Raw genomic sequence first — 26,168 nt, forward strand, 5'->3', positions numbered from 1 at the left:
AGATTATTTAACCGCAAAGTGCATAAAGTTTATCGCAAAGGAAAGAAGTAAATCAAACCGTTTCTGGTAATAAAAGTTTTCACTAATGACTAATGACTAATGACTAATGACTAATGACTAATGACTAATGACTAATGACTAACTTCATCTTTCACCTGAGTATTTTCTGTTCTATAATCCACACTTCTGTCTTTAGCAAAAGTTCTGATGATTAACCGGGTTCCTCTATCGTAACTAAAATAACTCCATAACCAATTCACAAAAACAATAATTTTATTTCTAAAGCCTACAAGGGTCATCAGGTGGACAAACATCCAGGTGAACCATGCAAAAACGCCCTGAAAACGAATTTTTCCTATGTCTACAACAGCTTTGTTTCTACCTACAGTAGCCATTGAACCCTTATCAAAATACTTAAATTTTTCTAGGGGTTTGTTTTCAATGATATTAACCAGGTTTTTTGCTAAATGATGACCTTGTTGAATGGCAACCGGTGCAACGCCCGGATGTCCGTTTGGCGTTTCCTCATCAATAATGGAGGCTACATCGCCGATAGCATAGATATTTTGATAGCCTACAATCAGGTTTTGCGCATCCGTTTTTAATCTGCCTCCTCTAACAACTTCTGCCAGATCAAGGCCTGGAATCAGCTGACCTTTAACGCCTGCGCTCCAGATTACGGTAGAGCTTAAAACTGGGGCTTTATCCTGTAAAGTAAGCGTAAATCCATCATAGCCCAATACCCTGGTTTCATTCATCACCCGCACACCCATTTCAGTTAAAAACTCTTTTGATTTAGCCTGGGCCTGAGGCGACATAGGCCCTAATAGTTCGGGTGAATTTTCAATCAGATAAATGTTTACCTGATTCAAATCCATTTCAGGATAATCATTTGGGATAACATGTTTTTTAAGCTCTGCAATTGCACCGGAAGTCTCCACGCCTGTTGGTCCACCACCTACTACAACAAAGTTAAGTAGTGCACTTTTCTTATCAAAATCAGTTTCTATCAACGACTTTTCAAAATTCTGCAAAATTAAACTTCTTAAATCCAGTGCCTCTGGAATGGATTTCATTGGCATCGAATTTTGTTCAATTTCGGTGTTGCCAAAAAAATTACTGGTAGATCCGGTAGCCAAAACCAGATAATCGTAACTGATTTCACCGATATCGGTTTTAAGGCAATTTTTTACGGCATTTATTTCGGTAACTTTTGCTACCCTGAAAATCAGGTTTTTCTGTCCTTTAAATATTTTTCGGAGTGGAAAAGCAATAGACTCAGCTTCAAGTCCGCCGGTAGCTACCTGATAAAGCAATGGCTGAAAGGTGTGGTAATTATGTTTATCCAACATCACCACTTGAAAAGGTTTGTTTTTCAGTCGTTTAGCCAGCTCAATTCCGCCAAATCCACCACCAATAATTACTACTCTCGGGTATTCACTTTTAGGAAGTTGTAAATCCATTCTCTATGCTTTTTTGTTTGCTAATCTAACAAAAAGAGACCCAAAAGGTTTAAGTATTGAAGTTTTGACAGGGATATCAATGAATATGATATTGAGAAGATGATACAAAAAAAAAGCGCTCCGATTATCGGAGCGCTCGTATATTCAAGATCTTAAAATCTTATTTTTTTTCTGCAGAACTACCCAAGTCAATTACGATAGGAGTAGAGATACATAATGATGAATAAGTACCAATGATACGGCCAATCAATAAGGCGAAGATAAATCCACGGATGCTATCACCGCCAAAAATAAAGATCACCAATAACACAAAGAATACCGTTAATGAAGTCAAAATGGTACGACTTAATGTACTGTTTAATGCGAAATTAATTAATTGATTACGTTCTTCACCATGTAAATCCTCTTTACCAGATTCTTTTAGTTTCTCGCGGATACGATCAAATACAACAACAGTTTCTGTCATGGTATAACCCATTACGGTTAAAATGGCTGCAATAAAATCCTGGCCGATTTCTAATGAGAATGGCATCACACCATCTAGAATCGTGTAGAAAGATAATACCATTAAAACATCATGCGCCAATGCAAGTACAGCACCTAAACCATACTGCCATTTTTTGAATCGCACTACGATGTAGATAAACATGAAGATACAAGAGATCAATACGGCATAAAATGCGCCATTTACAATATCACTGGCAATAATAGGTGTTACCTTTTGTGAGCTTACCACCTCATACTTAGATCCAGCTAAACCTTTATTTAAAGCATCTTCAACCACTTTATCAGTTTTGATATCCTGATCTTCAATGTGGAAAGTAGTAGTGATTTTTACTTGGTTATCTTCACCAGCAGTTTTAACCTCTGGTGTTTCATTTCCAAAAACAGGCGTTAATTTTGATTTTAAGTCTTCTGTATTTACTGCATTATCAAAGTGAACTAAATAAGTTCTGCCACCTTTAAAGTCTACACCAAGGTTTAAACCACCATTTTTGAAATACATGCCAATACCAGCCACAATGATGATGGTAGAGATTACATAATATATTTTACGGCGACCTACGAAATTAAAAGCCAGATTTTTGAATGCATTACGGGTGAAGTTATTATCGAAGCTGATTTCAATTTTACGATCCAACATCGACTCAAATACCACTCTTGAAATCGCAACAGCGGCAAATAACGAAGAAAGAATACCAATACACAATGTTGTGGCGAAACCCTGAACAGGTCCGCTACCGAATGCATAAAGAATGGCACCCAAAATGAATACGGTAATGTTCGCATCCAAGATAGACGGCATAGCATGTTTGAAACCTTCTTTAATTGCAGTAGGAATATTTTTGCCTAAAGCTAGTTCTTCACGTACCCGTTCGAAAATCAGGATGTTTGCATCTACTGACAAACCAATGGTGAGTACGATACCGGCGATACCAGGTAAGGTTAACACTGCACCAAGTGATACCAGGATACCGATGATAAAGAATAAGTTGATTAACAACGCAAAGTTAGCTACCCAACCTGCACGGTGATAATATAACGCCATGAAGATTAAGATCACAATAAAGGCAATCACGAAAGAGATTAAACCATCGTGAATAGCTTGTGCACCCAAAGTAGGACCTACTACGTAGCTACCTGCAATACGTGCCGGAGCTGGTAATTTACCTGCTTTTAAGATATTTGATAAATCTTTAGTATCTGCTTGTGTAAAGTTACCTGTAATGGAAGAAACACCACCTGCAATTTCATTTTGAACGGTAGGGGCAGAATAAACCTGGTTATCTAATACAATGGCAATAGATTTTTTATTATTTGGATCAGCAGCAGCTTCAGCCGTAATTTTTTTCCATTTCGCAGCACCTTCGCTGGTCATGTACATGGTTACTTCTGGTTTACCTTTTTGATCGAAATCATCTTTCGAATCACTGATGGCTTCACCACCTAAATCAGGTTTACCATCCGCGCTAACCGCTTTGATAGCATAAAGTTCGAAAACTTTTGAGCCTTCTCTAGGTTTAACGCTCCACATAAACTTCATGGTAGAAGGAATAGCAGCAGCAACCTCAGGTATTCTTAAATATGAATTAACTTTAGCCGTATCTTTTTGAAGAGACATCCCAACAACAGCACCAGGCATTAATTGTTGTTGTCCGTTTTCTCCCTGATAAACAGGAAGGCTAAGCACTGCATATAATGGGTTTGATTTGGCCAGTTCTGCTTTTGCAGCAGTTGAATCTTTTTTACCTAAACCGGCAAGTTTTCCACCTTTGGCTGTGGTATCTTTAGCAGCAGCTTTTTCTAAACCAGCTAATTTACCCCCTGCAGGAGCAGCTGTAGTATCTTTAGCTTTTGCCGGAGCATCAGCCTTTAATGTTACAGCCAATGTTTTGTTAATGTTTTCAAGCAAAGGAACAACTTCCTGTACCTGATATACCTGCCAGAATTGCAATTCAGCAGATCCTTGTAAAAGCTTAGCGATACGTTCTTTATCCTGAACACCTGGCATCTCGATTAAGATACGATTGCTGCCTTCTTGTTTTTGCATGTTCGGACTCACCACACCAAAACCATCAATACGTGAACGTAAAACGGTAAATGAGCGGTCAATAGCGCTGGTTGCTTCCTTTTCAAGGAAAGATTCAACTTCGTTATTGCTTGCGCTAGGTTTTAACTGAGAGGCATTATCTTGGTTAGAAAAATAATCTGCAAGTTTAACACCCGGGCTTAATTTTTCGAATTCATCAACAAAAATTTTGATGTAATCTTTACCACCGGCGTTTAATTGAATTTGTGCATTTTGAACGGCTTTGTTAAAGTTAGCATCAGTAGGGTTGCCCGCTAATGATTTAACCAATTCAGCTAACGATATCTCCATCGTTACGTTCATACCACCTTTTAAATCTAAACCTAAATTAATCTCTTTAGCTTTAACTTCACCATAAGTAAATCCAACAACGGGATAAACTTTTTCGGTGCTCATTGAATCTAAATAAGCTTTTTCTTTAGCCAGATCACCCTTCGCATAGTCTTTGGCGGCTTTTTCTACATTGGATGCTACCAAAGTAAAAGAGAGCGCATACGCACAAACGATAGCTAAAACTATCGCTATAAACTTAATAAAACCTTTTCCTTGCATTGTTTGTTTAAAATAATTTGTCTTTCGCTGTTTTTTAACAAGTCGGCAAATCTAATTAAATTTTTAATTTATAGAACCCCTTAATTGATAATTTATTAAGATTAATTTTTAAGAGGGAGTAATACGGATGCAATCGTTACGTTGAATCCATTTTAATGTTCAATTATTCCCGCTGAATCGTTTGGAAAGCAAGAACAGCAGCATTTGTTTTGGGTTCGGCCCCGCCAAACGCTGTAGCCCGGTAGAAAAAACCGGGGCTGCCGCTGATGTCGGGTTTAGCTTGGCTGGGAAAGTATTTCTGTTTCCGGCTAAGTGGAAAACAACATCATCATTGCCAGGCACAACTATTTCCAACTTTTCAGGAGAGAAATTTTTCTTACCTCATTAAATGCTCAGCATCTTCTGTGAAAATCTCTGTAGCTGATAAAACTATTTCCTTTTTAAAACCTCGAAAGTATAATCGTATTTGTTTTTTTCATCCGCCTGATGGGGCTCTCTGCTTACCACTTCCCATTCGCTTCGGTTAATTTCAGGGAAAAAAGTGTCTGCATCGAAAGTATGATGAATCGTGGTTAAATAAAGCGTATCTGTTTTCGGTAAAGCCTGGCGATAAATTTCAGCACCACCTACGATGAAAACCGGCTTTTCTTCATTTTGGGTAATTTTTAGGGCTTCGTCTAAGCTGTTAACTACTTCGGCACCATCAATTTTTAGCAACGCATCTCTGGTAATCACAATGTTTCTGCGGTTAGGTAACGGTTTACCAACAGAATCGAATGTTTTGCGGCCCATTACTATGGTATGTCCGGATGTTGTTTGTTTAAAAAACTTTAAATCTGCCGGCATGTGCCATAAGAGTTGGTTGTTTTTGCCAATTGCGAGGTTTTCGCCTATGGCAACAGCGATGGAAAGCGAAGGGCTTTTCTGTTCATTAGTCATTAGTCATTTGTTTATTAGTAGCTGTATAGTGCTTTAAGCACAGTTTAATAGGCCACATTAGAAATACATTTATGAATTATTAAGAATTAGGTCAGATTTTTGCCAATGTATTTAATGTAAGCATTAAGCTTTAAATGAATGGTTTGTAGTTCTGTATATAGTTCCGAATAACAATCTTCAGATATCAAATTTCTGCTTTTTGATTTCCGAAGGAATGATTTTACTTCTAAAATTGACCCCCGGCTATAGTAACAAAAGTTTTTATTTTCTTTAAAATGGTATCGGCCATATCCTTCTGCTATATTAGCGCTTATAGAATCGGCTGCCTTGCATAATTGCTTCCCTATGGTATCTTTAGCAAAGTATTCCCAATTCATCACAATATCCCAGATTTTATCTGAAATTACCTCAGACAAATTATATACTTCTAAATCCTCTAATTTATAATTCATGATTTCTCTTGATTAAGTAAATTAAAGGGATGATTTTTTAATAGCATTCAATCTGCATCCAAACAAATGAACCAATGGCTAATGACCAGTGAACAAATGTTACACCGCCACAATTCCTTTAATATGCGGATGTGCTTCGTAATTTTCCAATGTAAAATCCTCAAATTTAAAGTCGAAGATACTTTTTACGTCAGGATTAATTTTCATCCTAGGTAACGGCTTTGGTGCTCTGCTCAATTGAAGATTAGCTTGTTCAATATGATTATTGTATAAATGTGCATCACCTAGGGTATGCACGAAATCGCCCGCCTGTAAGCCGCAAACCTGTGCCACCATCATGGTTAATAAAGCATACGATGCAATATTAAAAGGAACGCCAAGAAAGATATCAGCACTGCGTTGGTATAACTGACAACTTAACTTCCCGTCAGCTACGTAAAATTGAAAGAAGGCATGGCAAGGCGGAAGGGCCATATTTTCAATCTCCGCTACATTCCAGGCCGACACAATAATCCTGCGTGAATCAGGATTGTTTTTAATGGTATTGATGATATTGGTGATCTGATCAATGTGTTGTCCATCAGGCGTTGGCCAGCTTCTCCATTGCGAACCGTAAACCGGCCCCAGGTTTCCATCTGCATCTGCCCATTCATCCCAGATGCGAACACCATTATCTTTTAAATATTTAATATTGGTATCTCCCGTTAAAAACCAGATCAATTCATGGATAATCGATTTTAAGTGCAGCTTTTTTGTGGTAACCATCGGAAAACCCTCCTGCAGGTTAAAACGCATCTGATAACCAAAAACACTGATGGTTCCAGTTCCTGTACGATCATGCTTTTGAGCACCGTTATCCAGCACATGCTGCATTAAATCTAAATATTGTTTCATATTCCAAACCCTGAGGGGATTTTAATCGTGAATAAATTATCAGGTACAAATATGTGAAAAATCTTAATCCCGAAATCTTTTAGTTTTCTACAATAACAGGTTTTTAAACATGCCTGACTTTTGTATGTTTGCATCAGAACTTATTTGGCTTTGAGGGAAAATCTCAAATCCCAAATCTCAAATCTCAAATCCGAATGTTATCCTTTCCAAACGCAAAAATTAACTTAGGTTTAAATATCACCGAGAAACGGGCCGATGGTTATCATAATCTCGAAACTGTTTTTTATCCGGTTGATATTAAAGACGCTGTAGAAATTGTAGATGCTGCAGAAACATCATGCAAAATTTATGGTATAGATATTCCCGGAGAGGCGAATGATAACCTGTGTTCTAGCGCGTACCAATTGATTAAGAATGACTATAATATTCCTGCGCAGCAGATTAACCTCCTGAAAAACATCCCGGTGGGTGCTGGTTTAGGCGGTGGATCAGCAGATTGCGCCTTCGTCATTAAACTGATCAACGAAAAGTTTAATTTGGGTTTATCTGTGAATCAAATGGAAGATTATGCCCGCAGGTTAGGTGCTGATTGCGCTTTTTTTATAGAAAATAAACCTGTCTACGCTTTTAACAAGGGAGATGAATTTGAAAAATGCGAAGTTGACTTATCAGGCTGGTTTAAAGTTCTGGTAAAGCCGCCTATACATGTTAGCACCGCTGATGCTTATGCTCTGGTAAAACCTCAAAAGCCTTTGCAATCTTTAAAAGAAATCATACATTTGTCGCCAACAACATGGAAAGATAAGGTTATCAACGATTTCGAACCATCGGTATTCGCGAGGTATCCCCAAATTCATCAAATAAAAACCAGTTTATACGATGCAGGCGCAACATTCGCTTTAATGAGTGGCAGCGGCTCGTCGGTTTTTGCCATTTTTAACAAACCTGTTAAACTGCAGGAACTGGAAAAAAACAACTTAGTATTTTATGGTATTTAAGCTGAGCGCATGGCGCATGGTGTTCGAATAGCAAAACATTAGGGTATTAAATAATAAATTTAAATTAAGGTAGAAGGTTGGAAGATAGATGGTATAAGGCGTTTGAAATGTCTCATATCTAATATCTCAAATCTGACATCTCGATACTATTAATATGAACATAAATCTCATCCGCAAAAGCGGTAAATTTAATTTTGAGGCAGAAAATGAAAGCGGTTTCACTGTAGAATTGGACGCAAAGACTGCCATTGGTGGTGAGGGTAAAGGTTTCAGGCCAATGGAAATGCTTTTAGTGGGGCTTGGAGGATGCAGCGGCATTGATATGGTAAATGTGTTAACGAAACAAAAAGAGCCTCTGGATGATATTAAAATTGCCATCAACGCCACCAGAAAAGATGAAGAGATGCCACCGATTTTTGATCAGATCGATATTCACTTCGACTTATATGGCGATTTAAGTACAACAAAAGTAGAACGCGCCCTGGCCATGACTTTCGATAAATATTGTTCCGTATCAAATATTTTAGGCCGCTCAGCAAAAATTAATTTTACTTATAAAATAAATAAGGTGTAGGATGGAGGTTTAAGGTATAGGGTTTACGGAGTAAATGTCCTATCTCAAATCTAGCAGCCCACATCTCAATACTCATATCTCAGCATAAAATGAAATCCGAAAATTTTGAAACCATAGCTATCCGCACGCAAACCGAACGAAGTTTACATAAGGAGCATTCTGCGCCAATTTATCTTACCTCCAGTTATAAGTTTGACGATGCTGAAGAAATGCGGGCGTTATTCGCCAATGAAAAAGAAGGGAATGTTTACAGTCGTTATTCCAATCCTAATACCTCAGAATTTATAGAAAAAATGTGTCTGCTGGAAGGTGCAGAAGATGGTTTTGCTACGGCAACGGGCATGGCGGCTATTTTCACCACATTTGGTGCTTTCTTAAAAGCCGGCGATCATATTGTCTCCAGTCGTTCTGTTTTTGGATCTACCCACCAGTTGTTAACCAATGTTTTTTCTAAATGGGGGGTAACCTTTGATTACGCCGATTTAGATAAGCCAGAAGACTGGGAGGCTTTGATTAAGCCGAACACCAAAATGATTTTCGTTGAAACACCGTCTAATCCAGGTATTGATATTATTGATCTGGCTTTCCTGGGCAATTTAGCCAAAAAACACCATCAACTTTTAGTAGTCGATAATTGTTTTGCTACGCCTTATTTGCAACAGCCAATTGCGTTAGGTGCACACATTTCTATCCATTCGGCTACAAAGTACATTGATGGACAAGGACGCGTATTGGGTGGTATCATCTTAGGTAATAAGGAACTGATTGCAGAGGTTATAGGGTTCGCCCGCCACAGTGGTCCGGCTTTATCTCCATTTAATGCCTGGATTTTGTCTAAAAGTTTAGAAACCCTGGCTGTGCGGATGGATCGCCATTGTGAAAGTGCTTTAAAAGTTGCTGAATATTTAGAAAAGCATCCCAAAATCAAACTGGTTAAATACCCCTTTTTACCCTCTCACCCACAATATGAAATTGCTAAAAAGCAAATGAAACAGGGTGGAGGTATCGTAACGATTGTTGTTGAAGGCGGTGTAGAAGGTGCCCGTAAGTTTATGGATGGCCTGAAAATGTTTTCCATCTCTGCAAACCTTGCAGATACACGGTCTATTGCCACGCATCCTGCAACCAGTACGCATAGCAAATTGACTGAAGAAGAACGGAATATCGTTGGTATTGAGCAGGGATCTATTCGCTTGTCAATAGGTTTGGAGCACATCAATGATATTTTAGCTGATATTGAACAGGCATTGAAAGCCTAATAGTGAATTAAAATAATCAAAGCGGTATGAAATTCATTTTTATGCCGCTTTTTTTGTTATTGAATTTTAAAAAGACTCCAGGCTTCAGACTGAAGACTTTCTTACCCTACATCAATGTACAGCGGCTAAACCTAAAGTAAATTTGTATCATAAACAAGAAAGGAAATTTATGTCACAGTTTATTTTGTACAAAGAAAACACCAGGGGCCATGCCAATCATGGATGGTTAGACGCTCACCACTCATTTAGCTTTGCGAACTATTACAATCCTGAAAGAATGCACTTTGGCGTTTTAAGAGTTTTAAATGATGACTTAATTGACGGTGGAATGGGTTTCGGCGCACATCCACATGATAACATGGAGATCATTACCATTCCATTAGCAGGCGCTATTGCACATCAGGATAGTATGGGTAATACCGCAGAAATCAAAGCAGGTGAAATTCAGGTGATGAGTGCCGGTACAGGGGTGAGTCATAGTGAATTTAATGCTTTGCCTGATGTGCAGTTGAATTTATTACAGATCTGGTTATTTCCGAATAAGAAAAATGTAACACCACGTTATGATCAAAGGGCTTTAGATGTTACTGCACGTCAAAACAACTTCCAGCAGATTTTATCTCCGAATAGTGAAGATGATAATGTCTGGATTCATCAGGATGCCTGGTTTTCATTAGGTAAATTTGATGAAGGCTTTGAAACAGAATATAAAATCAAAAAAGGGGGGAATGGTGTTTATGCTTTCGTCATTAGTGGGGAAGTAACCATTAACGGGCAAACATTAAGCAGAAGAGATGCTATTGGTATTTGGGATACTGACGGAATCAACTTCAAAGCAATTTCTGCGGATGCAGAAGTATTGTTAATGGATGTTCCGATGGAATTATAATTTAAGTGATCAGTTGAGAGTTGCAGGTCGATAGGCTAAGCCTGCAACTTTTAACATATAGCTTTTAACTTGAAAAATATGCAAACGACCATACTTTATATCGGCAGAGATCCTGAAATTACCATTGTAATGAACCGCCTTTTGAACGCTCGACCAGAATGGAAAGGGATTTGTGTTTGTACGGATGAAGAAGCCATTTTAGTTTTTAAAAAGGAAGCTATTGATCTGGTATTACTTGGTAATGGCATCAATCAGGAATGTGAACAGGCTTTAAGATCAGAATTAGAGGCGATTAAACCTGATGTCAAAATCATTCAGCATTATGGTGGCGGCAGTGGGCTGTTGTATGGTGAAATCATGTCGGCCCTTTAACTGAGGCCATGGATCAATAGTAAACTTCAGATGTTAGAAATTCTGTTCAGCACAAAGATTCAGCGAAAAGCCCGGCCGAAGATTAACTGCAATCCAGACTGAACTTTTCGAAAAACCAATATAATCCAAATATATTAAGAGATATAATCTCTATCTTCATCACTCAATTCCTTTTTAGTTGAAACCGGTTGATTCCTTTCAATTTCATTGTCGTAACTGCTCACGGTTTTTTTAGGTCGGCCAACAATAAAGCCAATGATAAAACCGATGATGACACAAACGCCTATCACCAGTAATTTGGAGACGAAGATACCATCCACCACAATAAAATTAAATGCTACTTCATCGCTGTTTAAAAATAAAAATGCAGTAAGTAGTGCTGTCAGGATGATAATGAATATGGTTTTTCCGCTCATGGGTTAAAAGCTATAATTAAATGAAAACTCTAATATCGGATTTTGATGGTAAATCTTATTAACAAAAACCAATCTCGCTCCAACATCAACAACAGGTTGATACCTCAAAATGTTTAAACTACTATTCAATTCTATGCCATAAGTTTTTGGTTCGCCAATATTTGTGTCTTTCCCTATATTTTCATAATGGGAAAATATACCTGCCCTGAAATTTCTGATGTATGCCAGTGGACCCAATTCCCAATCTGGAAAGGCAAAAGGAAAACGGTAGTTAAAAAGCATACTGTTCTGCAGTTTACTTTTTGCCAGGATGTTATTGTAGCCGTAAACTGTTGCAATTTCTGTTGCATACTGATTTACGCCAGTTGCTTTCTGGTAATTAAAACTAGCGAGGAAGGAATGGTTTTTTGCAAAGCCAGGAAAATAGAAGAAACTTTCAAGTGCCACAATTTCTCCGCCAAGATTTTTATCAAAAGGTTGATGATTGTATGTTGCCCTTAAAATTTGTGCCCACTTTGGGGCGATGTCTCTTTCGGTAGTTCGCACACTATGATTGAAGGTAAAGTTATATTCCATTGGAAATTTTAATGCTGTTATAAAATTGGAAGGCATATTTTCCGGTAGATAACGTTGCGTAAAGCTGGTGGCTGCATTGAGCGTGAAAGAATAGTTTTGATTTCGTGCATTAAATGATAAAGGAACCGAGGCATTAAGCTTAATATAATTCTCTCTCCAATCGCCTTGCTGAATAGTGTTTTTAGATCGATAGAACGTTCTTTTTGGCCGATTGCGGTAGAGAATACTAAATACAGGATAAAGTGCCTTATAGCTAATATCTGCTGTATATTCAAAACGCTTTAAATCCCGGTGGTATTTTGCACCTGTATAGAAGTCCATCGTGTTTAATAAATTATTTGATTGTAATTCTAAGCCAAAAATATATTCGTTATCAATAACCGGAATCACACTGTGGAAACTGAAAAGATTTAAGCCTTGCCGGTAGTGTTTGGATTGGAAGGTGGTATCGGGAATATGGGTAAATACATTGCCAACGTTTTCCTGTTTTTCGGCTTCACCGGAGAAATCTACAAATGTATTTTCCCCAACGGGTTTTTCAGTAAGCATTTGTTCTGCAATTTCATATCCATTTACTTTATAATCATTGAAAATAATTTTTCCGTCTCCACTTTCTGTTGGATTAAAAGCACCATATTTAGATGCGCTTAACGCATTAATTTTTTTAGTAGAAGTGTCTATTGTGTAAATATTATCAATGCCATTAAAGTGTGCATTGAAGGCAATTTTATGATCAATAAAAACTGGTCTGCTCAACTGCTGTCTGCTGTTTAAAATGAGTGATCTCTTTTTTTCGCCATCTACTACCCAAAGGCTTTTCCCTTTTTCAGTAACACTGATGTAAGCAATCTGATTTCCGGTTTGGTCAAAGCAAGGTGTCTGCAGAATTTCGTTATCCGGGTTCGGAATTGATTTTAAAATCTTTCCTGAACGGGCATCAATTTCAACCAGATTGAATTGATTATTCAGTTCCACTTTTACGGCTATGATTTTCTTTCCGTCATCAGAAAGGGTGGGAGAGAAGAGGCGACTTTGACTGCTCAGTTTTTTAAACTCTCCGGTCATCAAATTGTAGGTGCAAATCACACTATAACTTCTCTGTTTATATCTTGGGTCGTATCGGATTTCATCCCATACCAGAATGTTGTTTTTTAAGCTAAACCAGGGTTGTTCCTGATAGCCTATTCCAAATAATTTTTGTTCAGACTGATCTTGATTAATGAGCACAAAATGTCTTGCTTCCTGCTTACTTTCTTTAAGTGCTAAAATCTGTTTTTTATTTAATCTTGCAGGAAGAAAATAATGGGTAGCCAGTGATGTTTTTTGATTAAGTGATACATAATTTTCTGTTGATAAAAACTCTTGCTGATTGGTCCATTTTTTCTCTAGTTTTTCCTGAGTATCCTCAAAGTATTTTTTCGTGTTTTTACCGGTATATTTTTTTAAACTTTTTGAGAAAGGATAGAGCCTTATTGGGCGCCTTCTGATATCTGAAAGTAAGCTGTCAGAAATGAACTGACCAAATTTTTCCTTCATGTCTGCTACCATCAGATACCCGGTTTGATAATATCCGGGAGTGAGGTCTTTATTGGAACCAAAATAGGCTTTGCTGTAAGAGAATTTTTTTCCTTCTAAAATTGATGCCCGGTAAGGCATGATCCAGTTGGGCTGTCTGCCCCGGCCTGATTCCGTTAATGCGGTTTCATTTACCACCGCATCACCTTCAAAAAACCAGATAGGTATGCCAGCCCCGAAGTAAGCAAAGTAAACCAGTTCAGGAAAAGGATGATTTTTATTTCCTGTCAATTTGTCAAACTGTGCAACGTGACGAAGTTCATGAACCGCCAGGTTATTCAGCCAATCCTGGCTATCAAAATATTGAGGTGGTGTAGCATAGAATTCCGATTTCTTTGGACCGAGCTGAACAAAGCCATTGGCAATGGTTCCCTGGTTTTGAAGCAGGAGTGGGATAGAGGTCTGCTGCTGCCTTAACCCGAGTCCAACTTTTGGGTAAATGAAAGGTAACGTCCTTGCCATTCGCTGGGCATCATTTTCAAGTTCCTTTGGGTAGATGATTTTAAAACCGCCAGACTCAATGTAGTTCCAATGTACACTAAGTGGGTTCTGTGCAGTGCTGAATATCTGTCCGAAAACAGGATGTGAAATAATACTTAATGAAATTGATGTTAAGTAACTGATAATTAGTTTTATGTTTCGTTTATTTAACTTCATTTACTGGATATGCTAAAATTGTTAGTTTTTTAAAATTTAAATTGTGGTTAAAGTATGTTTTTTTGATTTAATAATTGATGTTTTAAAATTTGATAATCAATTGTTTATGTTTTTTATTTAAATTAGTTTTTAATGTCTTGATAACTAATATTGAAATCTATTTTGTATGTTAGAATGCTTCGGTTTACGTTTTTTTAAGGAATTAAAATCAGCGCTTTAAATTACACTTATTAATCGATTTCAAGCAAAAATTTTTCGCTGTTTCTAAAATAATGATGGCAATAGCCATGTTAAATGTTCTCACATTTATGCACAGATTTAGTTTAAATTGCAACAGCTCAACATCGAAACAATGGTGATGACAATTGGAAATTTATAACCTGGCATAAGGATATCTGAATAGTTGGAACAGATAATAATTACCTGGCAACTTCTTCTTAAGTCGAAAATTTTTTAAAAAAGATCAACCTGTGATTGCTATGTTTTGAGAATTTTCTGGTCTTGTAGAGAAATAATAATATGACTTTATGTCATTTAACTGAAATCTGTATCGTGAAATTGAATGTCAGCATACAGGGGTCAATAGGAAAAGGAATTTGTTTATCAAATTTTTAGCGAAGGTTAAAGTCATGCTATAAGACTTTTTTTTCCGGTTATTCCATACTATTTAACTGCATTCTATAGATTCGTTTTCTATCAAATTCGGGTAGTATTTTCAGAAATTATGTATGAATTTCAGATGTGTCAGCATGATAAATATGTATAATTTAGCCTTCCTAATGGCAATTCTTTGGAATATTTGGTAGCAACTGCCGTTTTTTTCATTTTTAACCTTAATTCTAAATAATGGTGTTTTTATTTATTTAAAAGCCTTTAAATGAGTTCTTTATATGGTTGTTTTAGCTGTTTTTTAGATTTATTAAAAATGGTAAGGCTGTATGCTAAAAGTTAGCTGACACAATCAAAATTAGCTACACAATGTTTGAAATTTTGATTTAACATGCGAAATTTTTGAATCTTTTACGTACTTGAAATGCGTACAATTGCTGCACTTTTTGCATTAAATGAGTCTAAAATTAATAGCCTGATTTATTAATATTTATGGAATACTGGATGTGTTAACAGGTGATATTTTGATGGTATTTTAGAGGTTCTAAAAAGGTATAAAAATCATTTAGCATATAGACTAATTCAAGCTAGAAACATAAAGATTTTAGGGGAAATTATATCCTTTTTTGATCGGTGTTGATGTGTTAAATTAGGATGTTTAATAGCAGCTATTTCAGGCATTAATGGCCTTGGAAATTATTCGATTGTATAGGGTTTAATGTTGAAAATTGGGCGTTAAAATGTATTTTAAAAGGTGTAGTTTATTAGTGCTTGTTTCTTCTTTTTTTATAGATGGGATAGAAGAAAATAGTACTTAAAATAATGGCTGCCCCGATATAAAATCCAGCTGTCATTTGCTCCTTATCTTTGAAGAAAATAAAGGCTAACAAGATCCCGTAAACAGGCTCCAGATTTGTGATCAAAGCCACCCGGAATGCTGATAAAGTTCGCATCACAGATACCCCTGCAACGTAGGCGACTGAAGTACAAAGCGTACCTAAAAGGCTAATGTAAAACCAGTCATTCAGGCTCAGGTTGAACGAGGAATGAATTAAAGATCCGTCATATAGACGGTACAATGTAATCCAAAAAAGCCCGCCTACTAATTCATAAAAACCAATGATAGAAGGTTCGCTTTTTTGAACAAGAGTAGAATTTATCGTTGAAAAAAGACTTGAAGCTACTGCAGCAAGAAGCCCGAATATAATGCCTGATGTATATTGACCTTCAAATTTAAAGATCATGTAGATGCCCAGAATAATGATCAATCCAACCAAAATATCTCCAATCTGAATGGGTTGTTTTTTGATCAGGGGCTCCAGAATGGCCGTGAATAATGTAAAAGAAGAAAGGCAAACTAAAGTCACTGAAACGGTAGAAACTTTAATCGCATGAAAGAAAAATATCCAGTGAATGGCCACAATGGCTCCGGTTAAAAAGAACTGAATAAATTGTTTTTTTGAAATTTTGATGTTCTTTTTCGTGATGAGAAACCACGCAAAAAGAGTTGATGTTGCAATCAAAACCCGATACCAAACCAATGGTACTGCATCGATAGAAATTACCTTACCAAGCACGCCGGTAAAGCCCCAGATGAGTACGGTGAAATGGAGAATCAGTAAGTTCTTTTTTGTGCTGTCCATTCCTACTTTGGCGCCCGTTTTAGCAAATAGATCCCGAGTAAACCGAATGCAATAGTAGGTGAAATAACGGCAACCACTGGTGGTAATCCGCCTTTGGTAGAAAACATCTGTGTAAACTGATTAAACACGATATACGTGAAGCTGATTAAAATACCAATGCCCAATGAAACTCCTACTCCGCCCCGCACTTTACGAGAGGAAAGGGCCACACCAATTAGCGTTAAAATGTATGCAGATAGCGGATGCAGGTAACGTTTAAATTGTTCAAACTCCAGGTCGTTCATAATGCCTGTTCCCCTGACTTTTTCTTTTCTGATTTTATCTGCCAGCTCGCTTGTTGAGAGGTTTTGAACCACATTGGCGTAGGCCGAAAAGTCGTCAGGACGCATATCTAAAATGGTATCTTTAAGCTTTCCGTTTCCATAAATCATGGATTCTTTTAAACCATCAATTTTTCGAATAGAGTAGTTGCTAAGTTGCCATTTTCTCTTGGTAGAATCCCATTTGATATTGTCTGCAACAATCTTTTTAACCAACACATCCCCGTTAAAATTATCTAACGAAAACCGATATCCGTAATTGGTTTTGTTATCAAAACTTTCTATATAAATATAAGTTTTATCATCCAGCTTCATGTGGATATTCGTTTTCGTAGAAGGGTCGTTACGCTTTACGTAGGTATTCTCGAAGCTGTTTTTGAGCGTATTGGTATAAGGTAAAATATAAAGATTAGACCCTAAATTGGCTGCAAATATAACCGTTGCAGAAACGAAATAAGGCAATAAAAACCTGTTAAAGCTAACACCCCCACTTAGGATGGGTACAATCTCTGTTTGATCAGCCATTTTAGCCGTAAAGAAAATAACGGCAATAAAGTTAATCAATGGTGATAGCATGTTTACATAAAAGGGAATGGAACCGGCATAATATTTAGAAAGAATGCCCCAAAAACTGAGACCGCTTTTCATAAAATCATCCATTTTTTCGGACAGATCAAATACGACAATGATGATTACGAAAATGGCCAGGGTATATATAAATGTACCCAGGTATTTACCGATAATATATTGGTCAATAATTTTTATCCTCCCTTTTAACAAACTCATTCTTATAGCTTATTTCCTAAAACTTTAACCATTTTGTTCTTCCATTCGTAAAATTCACCTGAAATAATTTTTTCTCTGGCTTGTTTTACCAGCCATAAATAGAAATGTAGGTTGTGTAACGTTGCAATTTGTGCGCCAAGCATTTCTTTACTATGTACCAGGTGCCTTAAATAAGCTTTACTGGTGACCAGATCAGCATGTAGATCACTTTCATCATCCAGCGGAGAAAAATCATTTTCCCACTTCTTATTTCTGATGTTGATAATACCATTTCTGGTGAAAAGCATCCCATTTCTTGCATTTCTGGTAGGCATTACACAATCAAACATATCCACACCCAGGGCAATGTTTTCGAGGATATTAATTGGTGTTCCAACTCCCATTAAATAACGTGGTTTTTCATATGGAAGGATATCGCAAACCACTTCCGTCATGGCATACATTTCTTCAGCGGGCTCACCTACAGATAAGCCTCCAATGGCATTTCCTTCACGGTTCATACTGGCTATAAACTCTGCAGATTTGATCCTCAGGTCCTTGTATACCGAACCTTGCACAATAGGGAACAAGGTTTGGTCAAAACCATATTTAGGTTCAGTATTGTCGAAATGAGTACAGCAACGTTTCAACCAACGGTGTGTCATTTTAATAGACTGTGCCGCATAGGTATAATCGCATGGATAAGGCGTACACTCATCAAAAGCCATAATAATATCTGCTCCGATGGTACGCTGGATGTCCATTGCGTATTCAGGCGTAAAAAGATGTTTCGATCCGTCGATATGCGAATGAAAAGTCACCCCCTCTTCTTTAATTTTACGCACTTTACTTAAAGAATACACCTGATAACCACCACTATCAGTTAAAATCGGCCGATCCCATCCGATAAATTTATGCAAACCACCGGCTGCTTCCAATATATCCAAACCTGGTCTCAGGTATAAATGATAGGTGTTCCCTAAAATAATTTTGGCATCTATATCATCCTTAAGCTCACGCTGATGAACAGCTTTTACTGTTCCGGCCGTGCCAACCGGCATAAAGATAGGCGTTTGTATTTCGCCATGGGCAGTAGTAACGGTCCCGGCTCTGGCTTTTGATAAAGGATCGTTTGCCTGTAAAGTAAATTTCATATAGAATGCAAAAGTAACAAATTTACCACAGCTACATATACTGTTGGTTAGTTTAATGGCTTAAATCAATAATAAAAATGACCAGGTTTTCAGCTTCAGCAAGCTAAAAGGATGCATTGTTAAATACAGCTTCTTTTTAGCAGAAATAATATTTAGGATGTTTTTTTCAACATCAGGGATATTGCAGATTTAAAATAGGAAATTTGCGCCTATTTATTTTATCATCGTGATCTTAACTTTACCTGAAATTATTCTGCTTTCCATATTGGCTTTTTGCCTTTTAGTTCAGCTTTATTTTGTTTTATTTGTGCACTTAAAGCTGGCTAATGCTACGGTAGAAGCAATACCGTCTACAGCCAGAAAGCCGCTCAGCGTAATTGTGTGTGCCAGAAATGAAATTAAAAATCTACGCGAGTACCTCCCCACCTTAATGACTCAAAACTATCCTGAATATGAAGTGGTAGTGGTGAACGATCGCTCCTGGGATGGAACAGAAGAGTTTCTGGAGGAAATGGAAAAAGTATATCCCAACATGAAAGTGGTTAAAGTTTTGGATAACGATAAGTTTTTAGCCGGTAAAAAGTTCGCAGTGACCATGGGAATAAAGGGAGCAAAATATGAATGGCTTGTTTTTACAGATGCAGATTGCACCCCTGGATCAGATCAATGGTTGATGGATATGCAACAACCGGAAGATGATAACACTGAAATTGTTCTAGGCTATTCACCATACATAAAAAAGCGTGGTTTATTAAATGCCCTGATTCGTTTCGAGACATTCTTTACTGCTGTAAATTATCTTTCATTCGCTTTAAAAGGTATGCCTTATATGGGGGTTGGCCGGAATATGGCTTACAAAAAGTCGTTGTTTTTTAAAAGCAAAGGATTTGCGTCACACATGCATATCCCGTCTGGTGATGATGACTTGTTTGTAAATGCCAATGCTAAGCGACATAATACAGAGATTCGCATCCATCCAGATAGCCATGTATGGAGTGAACCCAATCGTACCTGGGTCGGATACCTTAAACAGAAAAAGCGCCACTTTGGAGCAGGTAAAATGTACAAGTCAAAGCATAAGTTTATTTTAAGCCTGCAAATTATTTTTCAGTTTCTATTTTATGGCTTTTTTGTAGCGGGTATGTTTTTAAGCCGGGAAGCACAATATATAGCAGGGGGTATACTTTTACTGAGCATTATCATCAGGAGTTTAATTTATCCAAAGTTGTTGAAGCGGTTAAACTATAGCGATTTGCGTTGGTGGTTCCCGATATTAGATATACTTTTGTTCCTGTTTTTAACATTAAACGGATTTTTAGCCATGTTTGGCCGGAAAAAAGTGAATTGGAAATAGATTTAACTTATAAAAATTATCATATGGCTGACGTAAAACCAGATCTCGTTTTAAAATATTTTCCTGATTTGACAGCGAAACAAATTGATCAGTTTTCGCAATTATTTGATCTTTATGTTTATTGGAACGCTCAAATTAATGTGATCTCCAGAAAGGATATTGAAGCACTTTATGAACGTCACGTTTTGCATTCTCTGGGAATAGCAAAGGTTTGCACTTTTAGAGCCGGCGAATCTGTTTTAGATGTAGGCACCGGGGGAGGCTTTCCAGGCATTCCACTAGCCATTCTGTTTCCTGATACGCAGTTTTATCTGGTCGATTCTATTGGCAAGAAGATTAAAGTGGTGAAAGAAGTGGCTTCTGCTTTGGGGCTGGAAAACTTAAGGGCAGACCATCTAAGGGCAGAGCAAATCAAGGAAAAGTTCAACTTCGTGGTTTCTAGGGCGGTTACCCGTTTAGGTGAATTTTATCCATGGATTCAGGGAAAATTTAAAAAGGACGCTGTAAACGCCATTCCAAATGGAATTTTGTACTTAAAAGGTGGTGATTTGGATGAAGAGATCAAGGAGTCAAAACTGAAAGCAGAATTGTACCCGCTTTCAGCTTATTTTGAAGAAGATTTTTTTGAAACCAAATATGTGGTTTACGTACCGCAATAAGGATTAAAGCCTTTCTTTCTTTTTAGGGTTATCCATCATCATCATTTTATCTTTTAATGATTGTTGAAGGCCTGACTGTGCATCTATATTTTTGACGACTTCTAATACCGTGTTTGCGGCATCGCTAAAGAACTGCTTTGTAAGGGTTGAATACTCATCCGTAGCCTTGTGATAGTCTTTATGATCTTCTACACCGAAATAAAGAAATGGGATGTTTTTGGCATTGAATGCTCCCTGATCACTTTGATTTGTCCAGTCATCGTGGCCAAGTTTGGGGTCATCATGACCTAAAATAACTTTAATGTCTTTTCTGGTTGTATCAACATATTTTTTTAGTGCGGGATACCTAAATGTACCGCAAACATAAAGTTCAGCTTTTTCACTATGCCCAATCATATCCATATTTAAATTTACAGCAATTGATGCGAGTGGTACAGGTGGATTGGCCACGAAGGCTTTGGCGCCTTGCAAGCCCATTTCCTCAGCATCAAATGAGGCAAAAATAATGGTACTATTGGGTTTGTTTTTTGAAAAATATGCTGCAATCTTAAGCAATCCTGCAGTTCCCGAAGCATTATCATCAGCACCATTAAAGACTTCATCCTTAAGCACACCCAAATGATCATAATGAGCAGAAACCACGATTATGTTTTTGCCTTTTCCAGGAATATAGCCAATTACATTGGTACCGTTGATCTTCGCCCCATTTCTGGAATTAAAGGTAAATTCCTGTGCGTAGTTCACATTTTGGGGATATGATTTTAATCCCAGTTTCTGAAAACGCTCAATGATATAGGCTCTTGCCATTTCCGCACCTTTGGTGCCGGTTTTTCTACCCTGATAGGCATCAGATGACAGGATTTCTACATCTTTAAGCAGTTGCACATCTAATTTTCCTGAGCCGGTTGTCGTTTGATTTTTAACCGATGAACAGCAGCTGAGCATCATGGCTAAAGGAATAATATAAAGGATTTTCATAGTTTATAATCATGAATTATTGCCAAAGCAACTTTAAAATGGATGGATACAACTTGAATTTTTCATCAGCGGATAACAAGGTAGCATTTTGCTGTATTGATGATGAAATAATTAATCTATCGAATGGATCTCTATGCTCATTTAATAATGGAATGTTGTTATAGTTGAAAATTGATGGGTTATCTATGGGTAAATAGGTAAAGCCATCTAATAATGCCTGATAGTAGATATCTTCTGCGGTTACAATGAAATGAGGAAGTTTACCTAGTGATTGTTTGATAGAAATTTCAAATAGACTAATTTGACTAAAGTAAATAAGGTTTTCTATGTTTTGAATAATATCTAGAATCTTTTTAGGGATTTTCGGATTGTTTTCCTGAAACCATAATAAACAATGTGTATCTAAAAGATAGTGATTAGATGCCATTACATATACTCTTTTAAATCTTCTAAAGGATCATTGAAATTATCCGGTATTGATATTTTACCTTTAAGTGCACCAGGAACTCTTTTCAAAAGCTGAGGTTTTTCATCCGTTAGAAAAGTTACTATAACATCAGTTTTAGACTGTACTGGTGCGGTTTCTTCCAAAATGATTTTCCCTTTTTCGTAATATCCTTTAATTGTAGCTAACATGTCCTTGTTGTTATTAAACAAATATACATTTTCGTTATTGCTATTCAAAAATGGATTGGCATATTGCTTCATCAGCTAGAAAGCTATCTTGCACAGACAGAAATATCAGGTTTTGCTTTAGTCTTTAACCTTAAGCTGCAACTTCCCTCAAATCTACTGCTACAACCCTGGAAACCCCTTGTTCAACCATGGTTACCCCATAAATGATATCTGTGCTGGCAATGGTACGCTTATTATGTGAAACAATAATGAACTGCGACTGATCTGAGAATTTTCGGATTATATTGTTGAATTTATCAATGTTCGTATCATCTAAAGGCGCATCAACCTCATCGAAAATACAGAAGGGGGCAGGTTTTAAAAGATATAATGAAAATAAAAGTGCCGTTGCAGTAAGTGTTTTTTCTCCGCCTGATAACTGGTTAATGGATAGCGGTCTTTTGCCTTTAGGACGGGCAATAATATCAATATCGGCCTCTAATGGATTATTGATATCAGATATAATCAAATCACAACTGTCTTCTTCATTAAAGAGCGAACGAAAAACAACTATAAAATGCTCCCGGGCCTGGGTAAAGGCCTGCATAAATTTTTCTTTGGCCGTATCGTCAATTTCTTTAATGGTTTGTAGCAGATCTGCTTTAGCCGTATTTAAGTCTTTTTTCTGATTTTGGATAAAGACATAACGTTCTTCCATTTCTTTAAATGCCTCCATTGCCATTGAATTTATGGCTCCAAATTCATCCAGCTGGCGTTTCATTTTTTCTACCTTCTGCCTGATTTCAAACTCACTTTCCAATGTTTCTATGGCAATTTCCGTTTCCAGGAGATCATTAATGTCGATATTGAATTCTACTGCCAATCGCTCCTTTAATGAATTTAGATCTATTTTCAGGCTATTTTTTTTATCCTTGATTTCCGTTAATAAAAAATCTGTTTCTTCACGGTTTTTACGAATAACCGAAATGTTTCCTTCTAAATCATTGATGGTTCCTTTGCTTTCAAAATACTCTTTCTCAATGTCAGCAAGGCCTTTTTCCAGATCTTCACGTTGTTGATACATCTCTAAAAGCGTATCGTCACTTAAATCCGTATGCTGTAAAGTAGCGGTAATTTGCGTTAAGGTTTCCTGCAGTTCTTTGTCGTTTTGCGCTATTCTTTTATCCAGCGCTTCTTCCTGCACAAAGCGGTAATCTAAATCTTTTTCCAGGCCAGCCAGCTTGTTTTGCTGTTGGTGAAAGCGGATATTATCCTGGTTATATTTGCCGGCACAATCATTGACCTGATCGGCAAGTTCCTGATAATTTAATTGCTGTTCCTGCAAGTTAAGGTGTTCCTGTTGTTGTTTTTGCTGCAATTCAACTAGCGCAGGTAACTTTTCCTGAAGCGATTTTTCAATAGACGCAATTTTTTGGGCAATATCTGTTTTCCGGTTTTCGCTGGTAGTAATAAATTCCTGGTATTGGTCGCGCCGGGTTTGAACTGAAATCTGCTCATTGCTTAAACGATTCAATTCCTGCTGTAAAGTATTAATTACATTAACTTTTGAAGCTTCTTTCAGACTGAAAATCTGATCATTTTCTGCCTTAATGACCGCAGTGTACTGATTAATTAAAGATTCGGAGACCTTAATTTCTTTGGCTAAATTCTCCAGGTTTTTAACACGTCCGATACGCTTTCCTTCAAATAAACCGACAGACCCACCAGATAACGTAAACCTGCTTTGTGCATATTTTCCGTTTTTTGCGAGAATAGTCAGGCTTTCAACAGGACTTTCTCTGAAAATTTGTTCCTGCGCTGCAACGGCCAGATATACATTTTGTAACAGCAGGTTGCACAGGTTTTGGTACTTTTTATCAACATCGATAACTGAAAGTGCCGGAACTAATCCTTCCTGTGGTATTAAAACCGGGTTTTTGTCGGGGACATTTTCCAATATGAAAAAGTTTGCACGGCCGCGGCTGGAATCAGTCAGCAAATTAATAGCCTGAACCGCATCCGCATATTCATCAACCACATAATGGTTCATTACCGGTTCCAGATAATTTTCTATGGCGATCCGATAATCTTCATGACAAAACAAGATATCAGAGAGGAGTAGGGCACTTTTTGAAAAGCTGTTGTTTTTTTTAAGAAAACGAATCGATTCAGGATAACCTTCTAAACTCTCTACAAGAGATTTGGTTAGGTTATATTCATTTTGTTTAGCGTCTTTTTTACGGTTCTCGGCATTGAGTTTTTCTTTGTTTGACGCTAAGGTAATTTCTGATGCCGCTAATTTTTCTTTAAGGATTTCTTCAGCTTCTTTAAGCTGTTTGATGTTGCGCTGCTTTTCAGAAACCTGGATGTCAAGTTCTGCCAGGGCGTGGTCAAAGGCTTTCAACTCCAGTGTTTTAGTTTCTGCATCCCCCTCATTTCTGTTGGTTTCCTGCACCAAAGCATCTTTTTGAATATTAAGGATGTCGATTTCTTTTTGCAACTGGTAAACCTGATTTTGCAAATCATTTAGCGATTTGATCAGACGATCAGTCCTGTTTTTTTCGGTTTGTTGCTGCTCCCTTAGCGTGTCAAGTGTTGATTTTAATGATTTTAAATCAGCTTCTAAACGATTGAAAACCTCTGTTTCTGTTAAAACCTCTTCATTTAAACGCTTAATATTGTATTTGATATGGCTAAGTTGATTTTTGTCTTTTTCAAGCTCACCTGCTAAACGGGTTTCTTTTTCCTGCAAAAACCGCATTTGCTCATTCTTTATCTTCTTTTCACTTTCATAAGTACGGATTTTAGAGACCAGTTCATTGATGGCCTTTTGTTGTACTGAAAGATTTCTCTCCTGATTAATACTGCCTAATTTAAGTTTTTGCAATTCGGCTTCCTGCTGATCGATTCTGGTGCTCAGTTCTGATCTGTTTACCTGCTGATTTTGTTCCTGAGTTTCTAATGCATCAAGGTCTGTGCGGAAAAAAGCAATTCTATGGGTGGCCAATTGAATGCTTAGTTCACGATACTGTTCTTTTAACTTATAATAACGCTCTGCTTTTCTGGCCTGACTTTCTAGTGTTTTTAAGTTCTTTTCAATTTCGAAAAGCAAATCTTCCACGCGTTCTAAATCTGCTTCAGTATCTTTTAATTTATTGAACGTTTGCTTCTTACGTAACTTGTATTTGGAAATGCCAGATGCCTCTTCGAATAAAGAACGGCGGCTATGCTCCTTATTGGTAATGATCTCATCTACCATTTTCAGCTCAATAATCGAATAGCTGTCTGATCCGATTCCCGTATCCAGAAATAAATCGGTAATATCTTTTAAACGGCATTGTACATCATTCAAGCGATACTCACTATCACCGTTTCGGTACAATTTTCGGGTAACAGTCACTTGAGAATAAGCTGTAGGAAGGATATTTTTTGTATTGTCAAAACTTAATGAAACCTCTGCCAGTTGTGCCTGTTTACGGTTTTTTGTGCCATTAAAGATGATGTTTTCCATCTTTTCAGAACGTAAAGCTTTAGTGCTTTGCTCGCCCAAAACCCAGCGCATAGCATCAATTACGTTGGATTTTCCGCAACCATTCGGACCAACAATAGCGGTAACACCCTCATTAAAATTGATGGTCACTTTGTCGCCAAAGCTCTTGAAACCCTTAATTTCTAATCTGGTAAGTTGCATGGTTTGTATTCGGGAGAACTCAACTCAATAATAAGGATAAATTTTGAAAATTTAGGATGGAAGTATAAAGTTTACAATGTGTTTTGATTATTTCAAAGGTAATTGTACAACTCAACATCCTCAATAAAATGTAAAAAGTCCTACAGTTAAAACATTCCAATCCAATTCTGAGTA

Annotated in this window: 21 protein-coding genes; 7 read left to right on the forward strand and 14 right to left on the reverse strand. The window is 37.2% G+C overall.

Annotation, left to right across the window (positions count from 1 at the left end; all coding sequences use genetic code 11):
• Positions 1–131: 131 nt before the first annotated feature.
• From OQ267_RS08060 to OQ267_RS08080, 5 genes are all read right to left on the reverse strand, one after another.
• A complete protein-coding gene (locus OQ267_RS08060; RefSeq protein ID WP_265817150.1) occupies positions 132–1,463 on the reverse strand; it encodes an NAD(P)/FAD-dependent oxidoreductase in 1,332 nt (443 codons plus the stop codon).
• A gap of 160 nt (positions 1,464–1,623) precedes the next feature.
• A complete protein-coding gene (secDF, locus tag OQ267_RS08065; RefSeq protein WP_265835492.1) occupies positions 1,624–4,605 on the reverse strand; it encodes a protein translocase subunit SecDF in 2,982 nt (993 codons plus the stop codon).
• Between the two features lie 429 nt (positions 4,606–5,034).
• Positions 5,035–5,544, reverse strand: coding sequence for a dihydrofolate reductase (locus tag OQ267_RS08070; protein WP_265835493.1), 510 nt, complete (start codon positions 5,542–5,544; stop codon positions 5,035–5,037).
• An 86-nt stretch (positions 5,545–5,630) separates the two neighbouring features.
• Positions 5,631–5,996: a four helix bundle protein gene (locus tag OQ267_RS08075; RefSeq protein ID WP_265835494.1), complete on the reverse strand. Its 366-nt coding sequence runs from the start codon at positions 5,994–5,996 to the stop codon at positions 5,631–5,633.
• Positions 5,997–6,095: 99 nt separating this feature from the next.
• The gene (locus OQ267_RS08080) at positions 6,096–6,890 is read right to left on the reverse strand and encodes a thymidylate synthase (RefSeq protein WP_265835495.1); all 795 of its coding nucleotides are present in this window, start codon (positions 6,888–6,890) and stop codon (positions 6,096–6,098) included.
• Between the two features lie 194 nt (positions 6,891–7,084).
• Between OQ267_RS08080 and ispE the strand changes: the two genes are divergently transcribed.
• The 5 genes from ispE (at position 7,085) to OQ267_RS08105 (ending at position 10,982) form a co-directional block, all read left to right on the forward strand.
• Entirely contained in the window at positions 7,085–7,888 is an 804-nt protein-coding gene (ispE, locus tag OQ267_RS08085; protein ID WP_265817154.1) for a 4-(cytidine 5'-diphospho)-2-C-methyl-D-erythritol kinase, read from the forward strand.
• Between the two features lie 154 nt (positions 7,889–8,042).
• On the forward strand, positions 8,043–8,462 hold the full coding sequence (locus tag OQ267_RS08090) for an OsmC family protein (protein WP_088300794.1): 420 nt from the start codon (positions 8,043–8,045) through the stop codon (positions 8,460–8,462).
• 89 nt (positions 8,463–8,551) lie between these two features.
• Positions 8,552–9,721: an O-succinylhomoserine sulfhydrylase gene (locus OQ267_RS08095; protein ID WP_088300793.1), complete on the forward strand. Its 1,170-nt coding sequence runs from the start codon at positions 8,552–8,554 to the stop codon at positions 9,719–9,721.
• 169 nt (positions 9,722–9,890) lie between these two features.
• Entirely contained in the window at positions 9,891–10,610 is a 720-nt protein-coding gene (locus OQ267_RS08100) for a pirin family protein (RefSeq protein WP_265835496.1), read from the forward strand.
• A gap of 78 nt (positions 10,611–10,688) precedes the next feature.
• Complete coding sequence (locus OQ267_RS08105) at positions 10,689–10,982, forward strand: hypothetical protein (RefSeq protein ID WP_265835497.1); 294 nt, start codon at positions 10,689–10,691, stop codon at positions 10,980–10,982.
• 134 nt (positions 10,983–11,116) lie between these two features.
• Here the strand turns inward: OQ267_RS08105 and OQ267_RS08110 are convergent, their stop codons facing one another.
• The 5 genes from OQ267_RS08110 to tgt all read right to left on the reverse strand — a co-directional run bounded on the left by OQ267_RS08110 (position 11,117) and on the right by tgt (position 18,697).
• Positions 11,117–11,398 carry a hypothetical protein gene (locus tag OQ267_RS08110; protein ID WP_088300790.1) on the reverse strand — a complete coding sequence of 94 codons (282 nt, stop codon included), beginning with the start codon at positions 11,396–11,398 and terminating at the stop codon, positions 11,117–11,119.
• A 3-nt stretch (positions 11,399–11,401) separates the two neighbouring features.
• Positions 11,402–14,206, reverse strand: a complete 2,805-nt coding sequence (locus OQ267_RS08115) for a TolB family protein (RefSeq protein ID WP_265835498.1) — start codon at positions 14,204–14,206, stop codon at positions 11,402–11,404.
• A 1,373-nt stretch (positions 14,207–15,579) separates the two neighbouring features.
• The gene (locus OQ267_RS08120) at positions 15,580–16,458 is read right to left on the reverse strand and encodes a DMT family transporter (protein WP_265835499.1); all 879 of its coding nucleotides are present in this window, start codon (positions 16,456–16,458) and stop codon (positions 15,580–15,582) included.
• A 2-nt stretch (positions 16,459–16,460) separates the two neighbouring features.
• A complete protein-coding gene (locus OQ267_RS08125) occupies positions 16,461–17,564 on the reverse strand; it encodes an LptF/LptG family permease (protein ID WP_265835500.1) in 1,104 nt (367 codons plus the stop codon).
• A 2-nt stretch (positions 17,565–17,566) separates the two neighbouring features.
• Entirely contained in the window at positions 17,567–18,697 is a 1,131-nt protein-coding gene (gene tgt, locus OQ267_RS08130) for a tRNA guanosine(34) transglycosylase Tgt (protein ID WP_088300786.1), read from the reverse strand.
• A 226-nt stretch (positions 18,698–18,923) separates the two neighbouring features.
• Between tgt and OQ267_RS08135 the strand changes: the two genes are divergently transcribed.
• Positions 18,924–20,051, forward strand: coding sequence for a glycosyltransferase (locus OQ267_RS08135; RefSeq protein ID WP_265835501.1), 1,128 nt, complete (start codon positions 18,924–18,926; stop codon positions 20,049–20,051).
• Positions 20,052–20,074: 23 nt separating this feature from the next.
• Positions 20,075–20,710 carry a 16S rRNA (guanine(527)-N(7))-methyltransferase RsmG gene (gene rsmG, locus OQ267_RS08140; RefSeq protein ID WP_265817163.1) on the forward strand — a complete coding sequence of 212 codons (636 nt, stop codon included), beginning with the start codon at positions 20,075–20,077 and terminating at the stop codon, positions 20,708–20,710.
• A 3-nt stretch (positions 20,711–20,713) separates the two neighbouring features.
• On the opposite strand, the gene OQ267_RS08145 is transcribed toward rsmG, so the two are convergent.
• From OQ267_RS08145 to smc, 4 genes are all read right to left on the reverse strand, one after another.
• Complete coding sequence (locus OQ267_RS08145) at positions 20,714–21,688, reverse strand: M28 family peptidase (protein ID WP_265835502.1); 975 nt, start codon at positions 21,686–21,688, stop codon at positions 20,714–20,716.
• A 16-nt stretch (positions 21,689–21,704) separates the two neighbouring features.
• On the reverse strand, positions 21,705–22,115 hold the full coding sequence (locus OQ267_RS08150) for a type II toxin-antitoxin system VapC family toxin (protein ID WP_088300784.1): 411 nt from the start codon (positions 22,113–22,115) through the stop codon (positions 21,705–21,707).
• Positions 22,115–22,324, reverse strand: coding sequence for a DUF2281 domain-containing protein (locus OQ267_RS08155; RefSeq protein ID WP_088300783.1), 210 nt, complete (start codon positions 22,322–22,324; stop codon positions 22,115–22,117). The genes OQ267_RS08150 and OQ267_RS08155 overlap by 1 nt, the downstream gene beginning before the upstream one ends.
• Before the next feature lie 130 nt (positions 22,325–22,454).
• Positions 22,455–25,994, reverse strand: coding sequence for a chromosome segregation protein SMC (smc, locus tag OQ267_RS08160; RefSeq protein WP_265835503.1), 3,540 nt, complete (start codon positions 25,992–25,994; stop codon positions 22,455–22,457).
• Positions 25,995–26,168: the final 174 nt, after the last annotated feature.

Origin of the sequence: Pedobacter sp. MR22-3, from assembly GCF_026240075.1 — a bacterium.
GTDB lineage: Bacteria > Bacteroidota > Bacteroidia > Sphingobacteriales > Sphingobacteriaceae > Pedobacter.

Coding starts and splice junctions, on each gene's coding strand:
- OQ267_RS08060 (WP_265817150.1), bottom strand. CDS start 1,463: ATGGATTTACAACTTCCTAAAAGTGAATACCCGAGAGTAGTAATTATT.
- secDF (WP_265835492.1), bottom strand. CDS start 4,605: ATGCAAGGAAAAGGTTTTATTAAGTTTATAGCGATAGTTTTAGCTATC.
- OQ267_RS08070 (WP_265835493.1), bottom strand. CDS start 5,544: ATGACTAATGAACAGAAAAGCCCTTCGCTTTCCATCGCTGTTGCCATA.
- OQ267_RS08075 (WP_265835494.1), bottom strand. CDS start 5,996: ATGAATTATAAATTAGAGGATTTAGAAGTATATAATTTGTCTGAGGTA.
- OQ267_RS08080 (WP_265835495.1), bottom strand. CDS start 6,890: ATGAAACAATATTTAGATTTAATGCAGCATGTGCTGGATAACGGTGCT.
- ispE (WP_265817154.1), top strand. CDS start 7,085: ATGTTATCCTTTCCAAACGCAAAAATTAACTTAGGTTTAAATATCACC.
- OQ267_RS08090 (WP_088300794.1), top strand. CDS start 8,043: ATGAACATAAATCTCATCCGCAAAAGCGGTAAATTTAATTTTGAGGCA.
- OQ267_RS08095 (WP_088300793.1), top strand. CDS start 8,552: ATGAAATCCGAAAATTTTGAAACCATAGCTATCCGCACGCAAACCGAA.
- OQ267_RS08100 (WP_265835496.1), top strand. CDS start 9,891: ATGTCACAGTTTATTTTGTACAAAGAAAACACCAGGGGCCATGCCAAT.
- OQ267_RS08105 (WP_265835497.1), top strand. CDS start 10,689: ATGCAAACGACCATACTTTATATCGGCAGAGATCCTGAAATTACCATT.
- OQ267_RS08110 (WP_088300790.1), bottom strand. CDS start 11,398: ATGAGCGGAAAAACCATATTCATTATCATCCTGACAGCACTACTTACT.
- OQ267_RS08115 (WP_265835498.1), bottom strand. CDS start 14,206: ATGAAGTTAAATAAACGAAACATAAAACTAATTATCAGTTACTTAACA.
- OQ267_RS08120 (WP_265835499.1), bottom strand. CDS start 16,458: ATGGACAGCACAAAAAAGAACTTACTGATTCTCCATTTCACCGTACTC.
- OQ267_RS08125 (WP_265835500.1), bottom strand. CDS start 17,564: ATGAGTTTGTTAAAAGGGAGGATAAAAATTATTGACCAATATATTATC.
- tgt (WP_088300786.1), bottom strand. CDS start 18,697: ATGAAATTTACTTTACAGGCAAACGATCCTTTATCAAAAGCCAGAGCC.
- rsmG (WP_265817163.1), top strand. CDS start 20,075: ATGGCTGACGTAAAACCAGATCTCGTTTTAAAATATTTTCCTGATTTG.
- OQ267_RS08145 (WP_265835502.1), bottom strand. CDS start 21,688: ATGAAAATCCTTTATATTATTCCTTTAGCCATGATGCTCAGCTGCTGT.
- OQ267_RS08150 (WP_088300784.1), bottom strand. CDS start 22,115: ATGGCATCTAATCACTATCTTTTAGATACACATTGTTTATTATGGTTT.
- OQ267_RS08155 (WP_088300783.1), bottom strand. CDS start 22,324: ATGTTAGCTACAATTAAAGGATATTACGAAAAAGGGAAAATCATTTTG.
- smc (WP_265835503.1), bottom strand. CDS start 25,994: ATGCAACTTACCAGATTAGAAATTAAGGGTTTCAAGAGCTTTGGCGAC.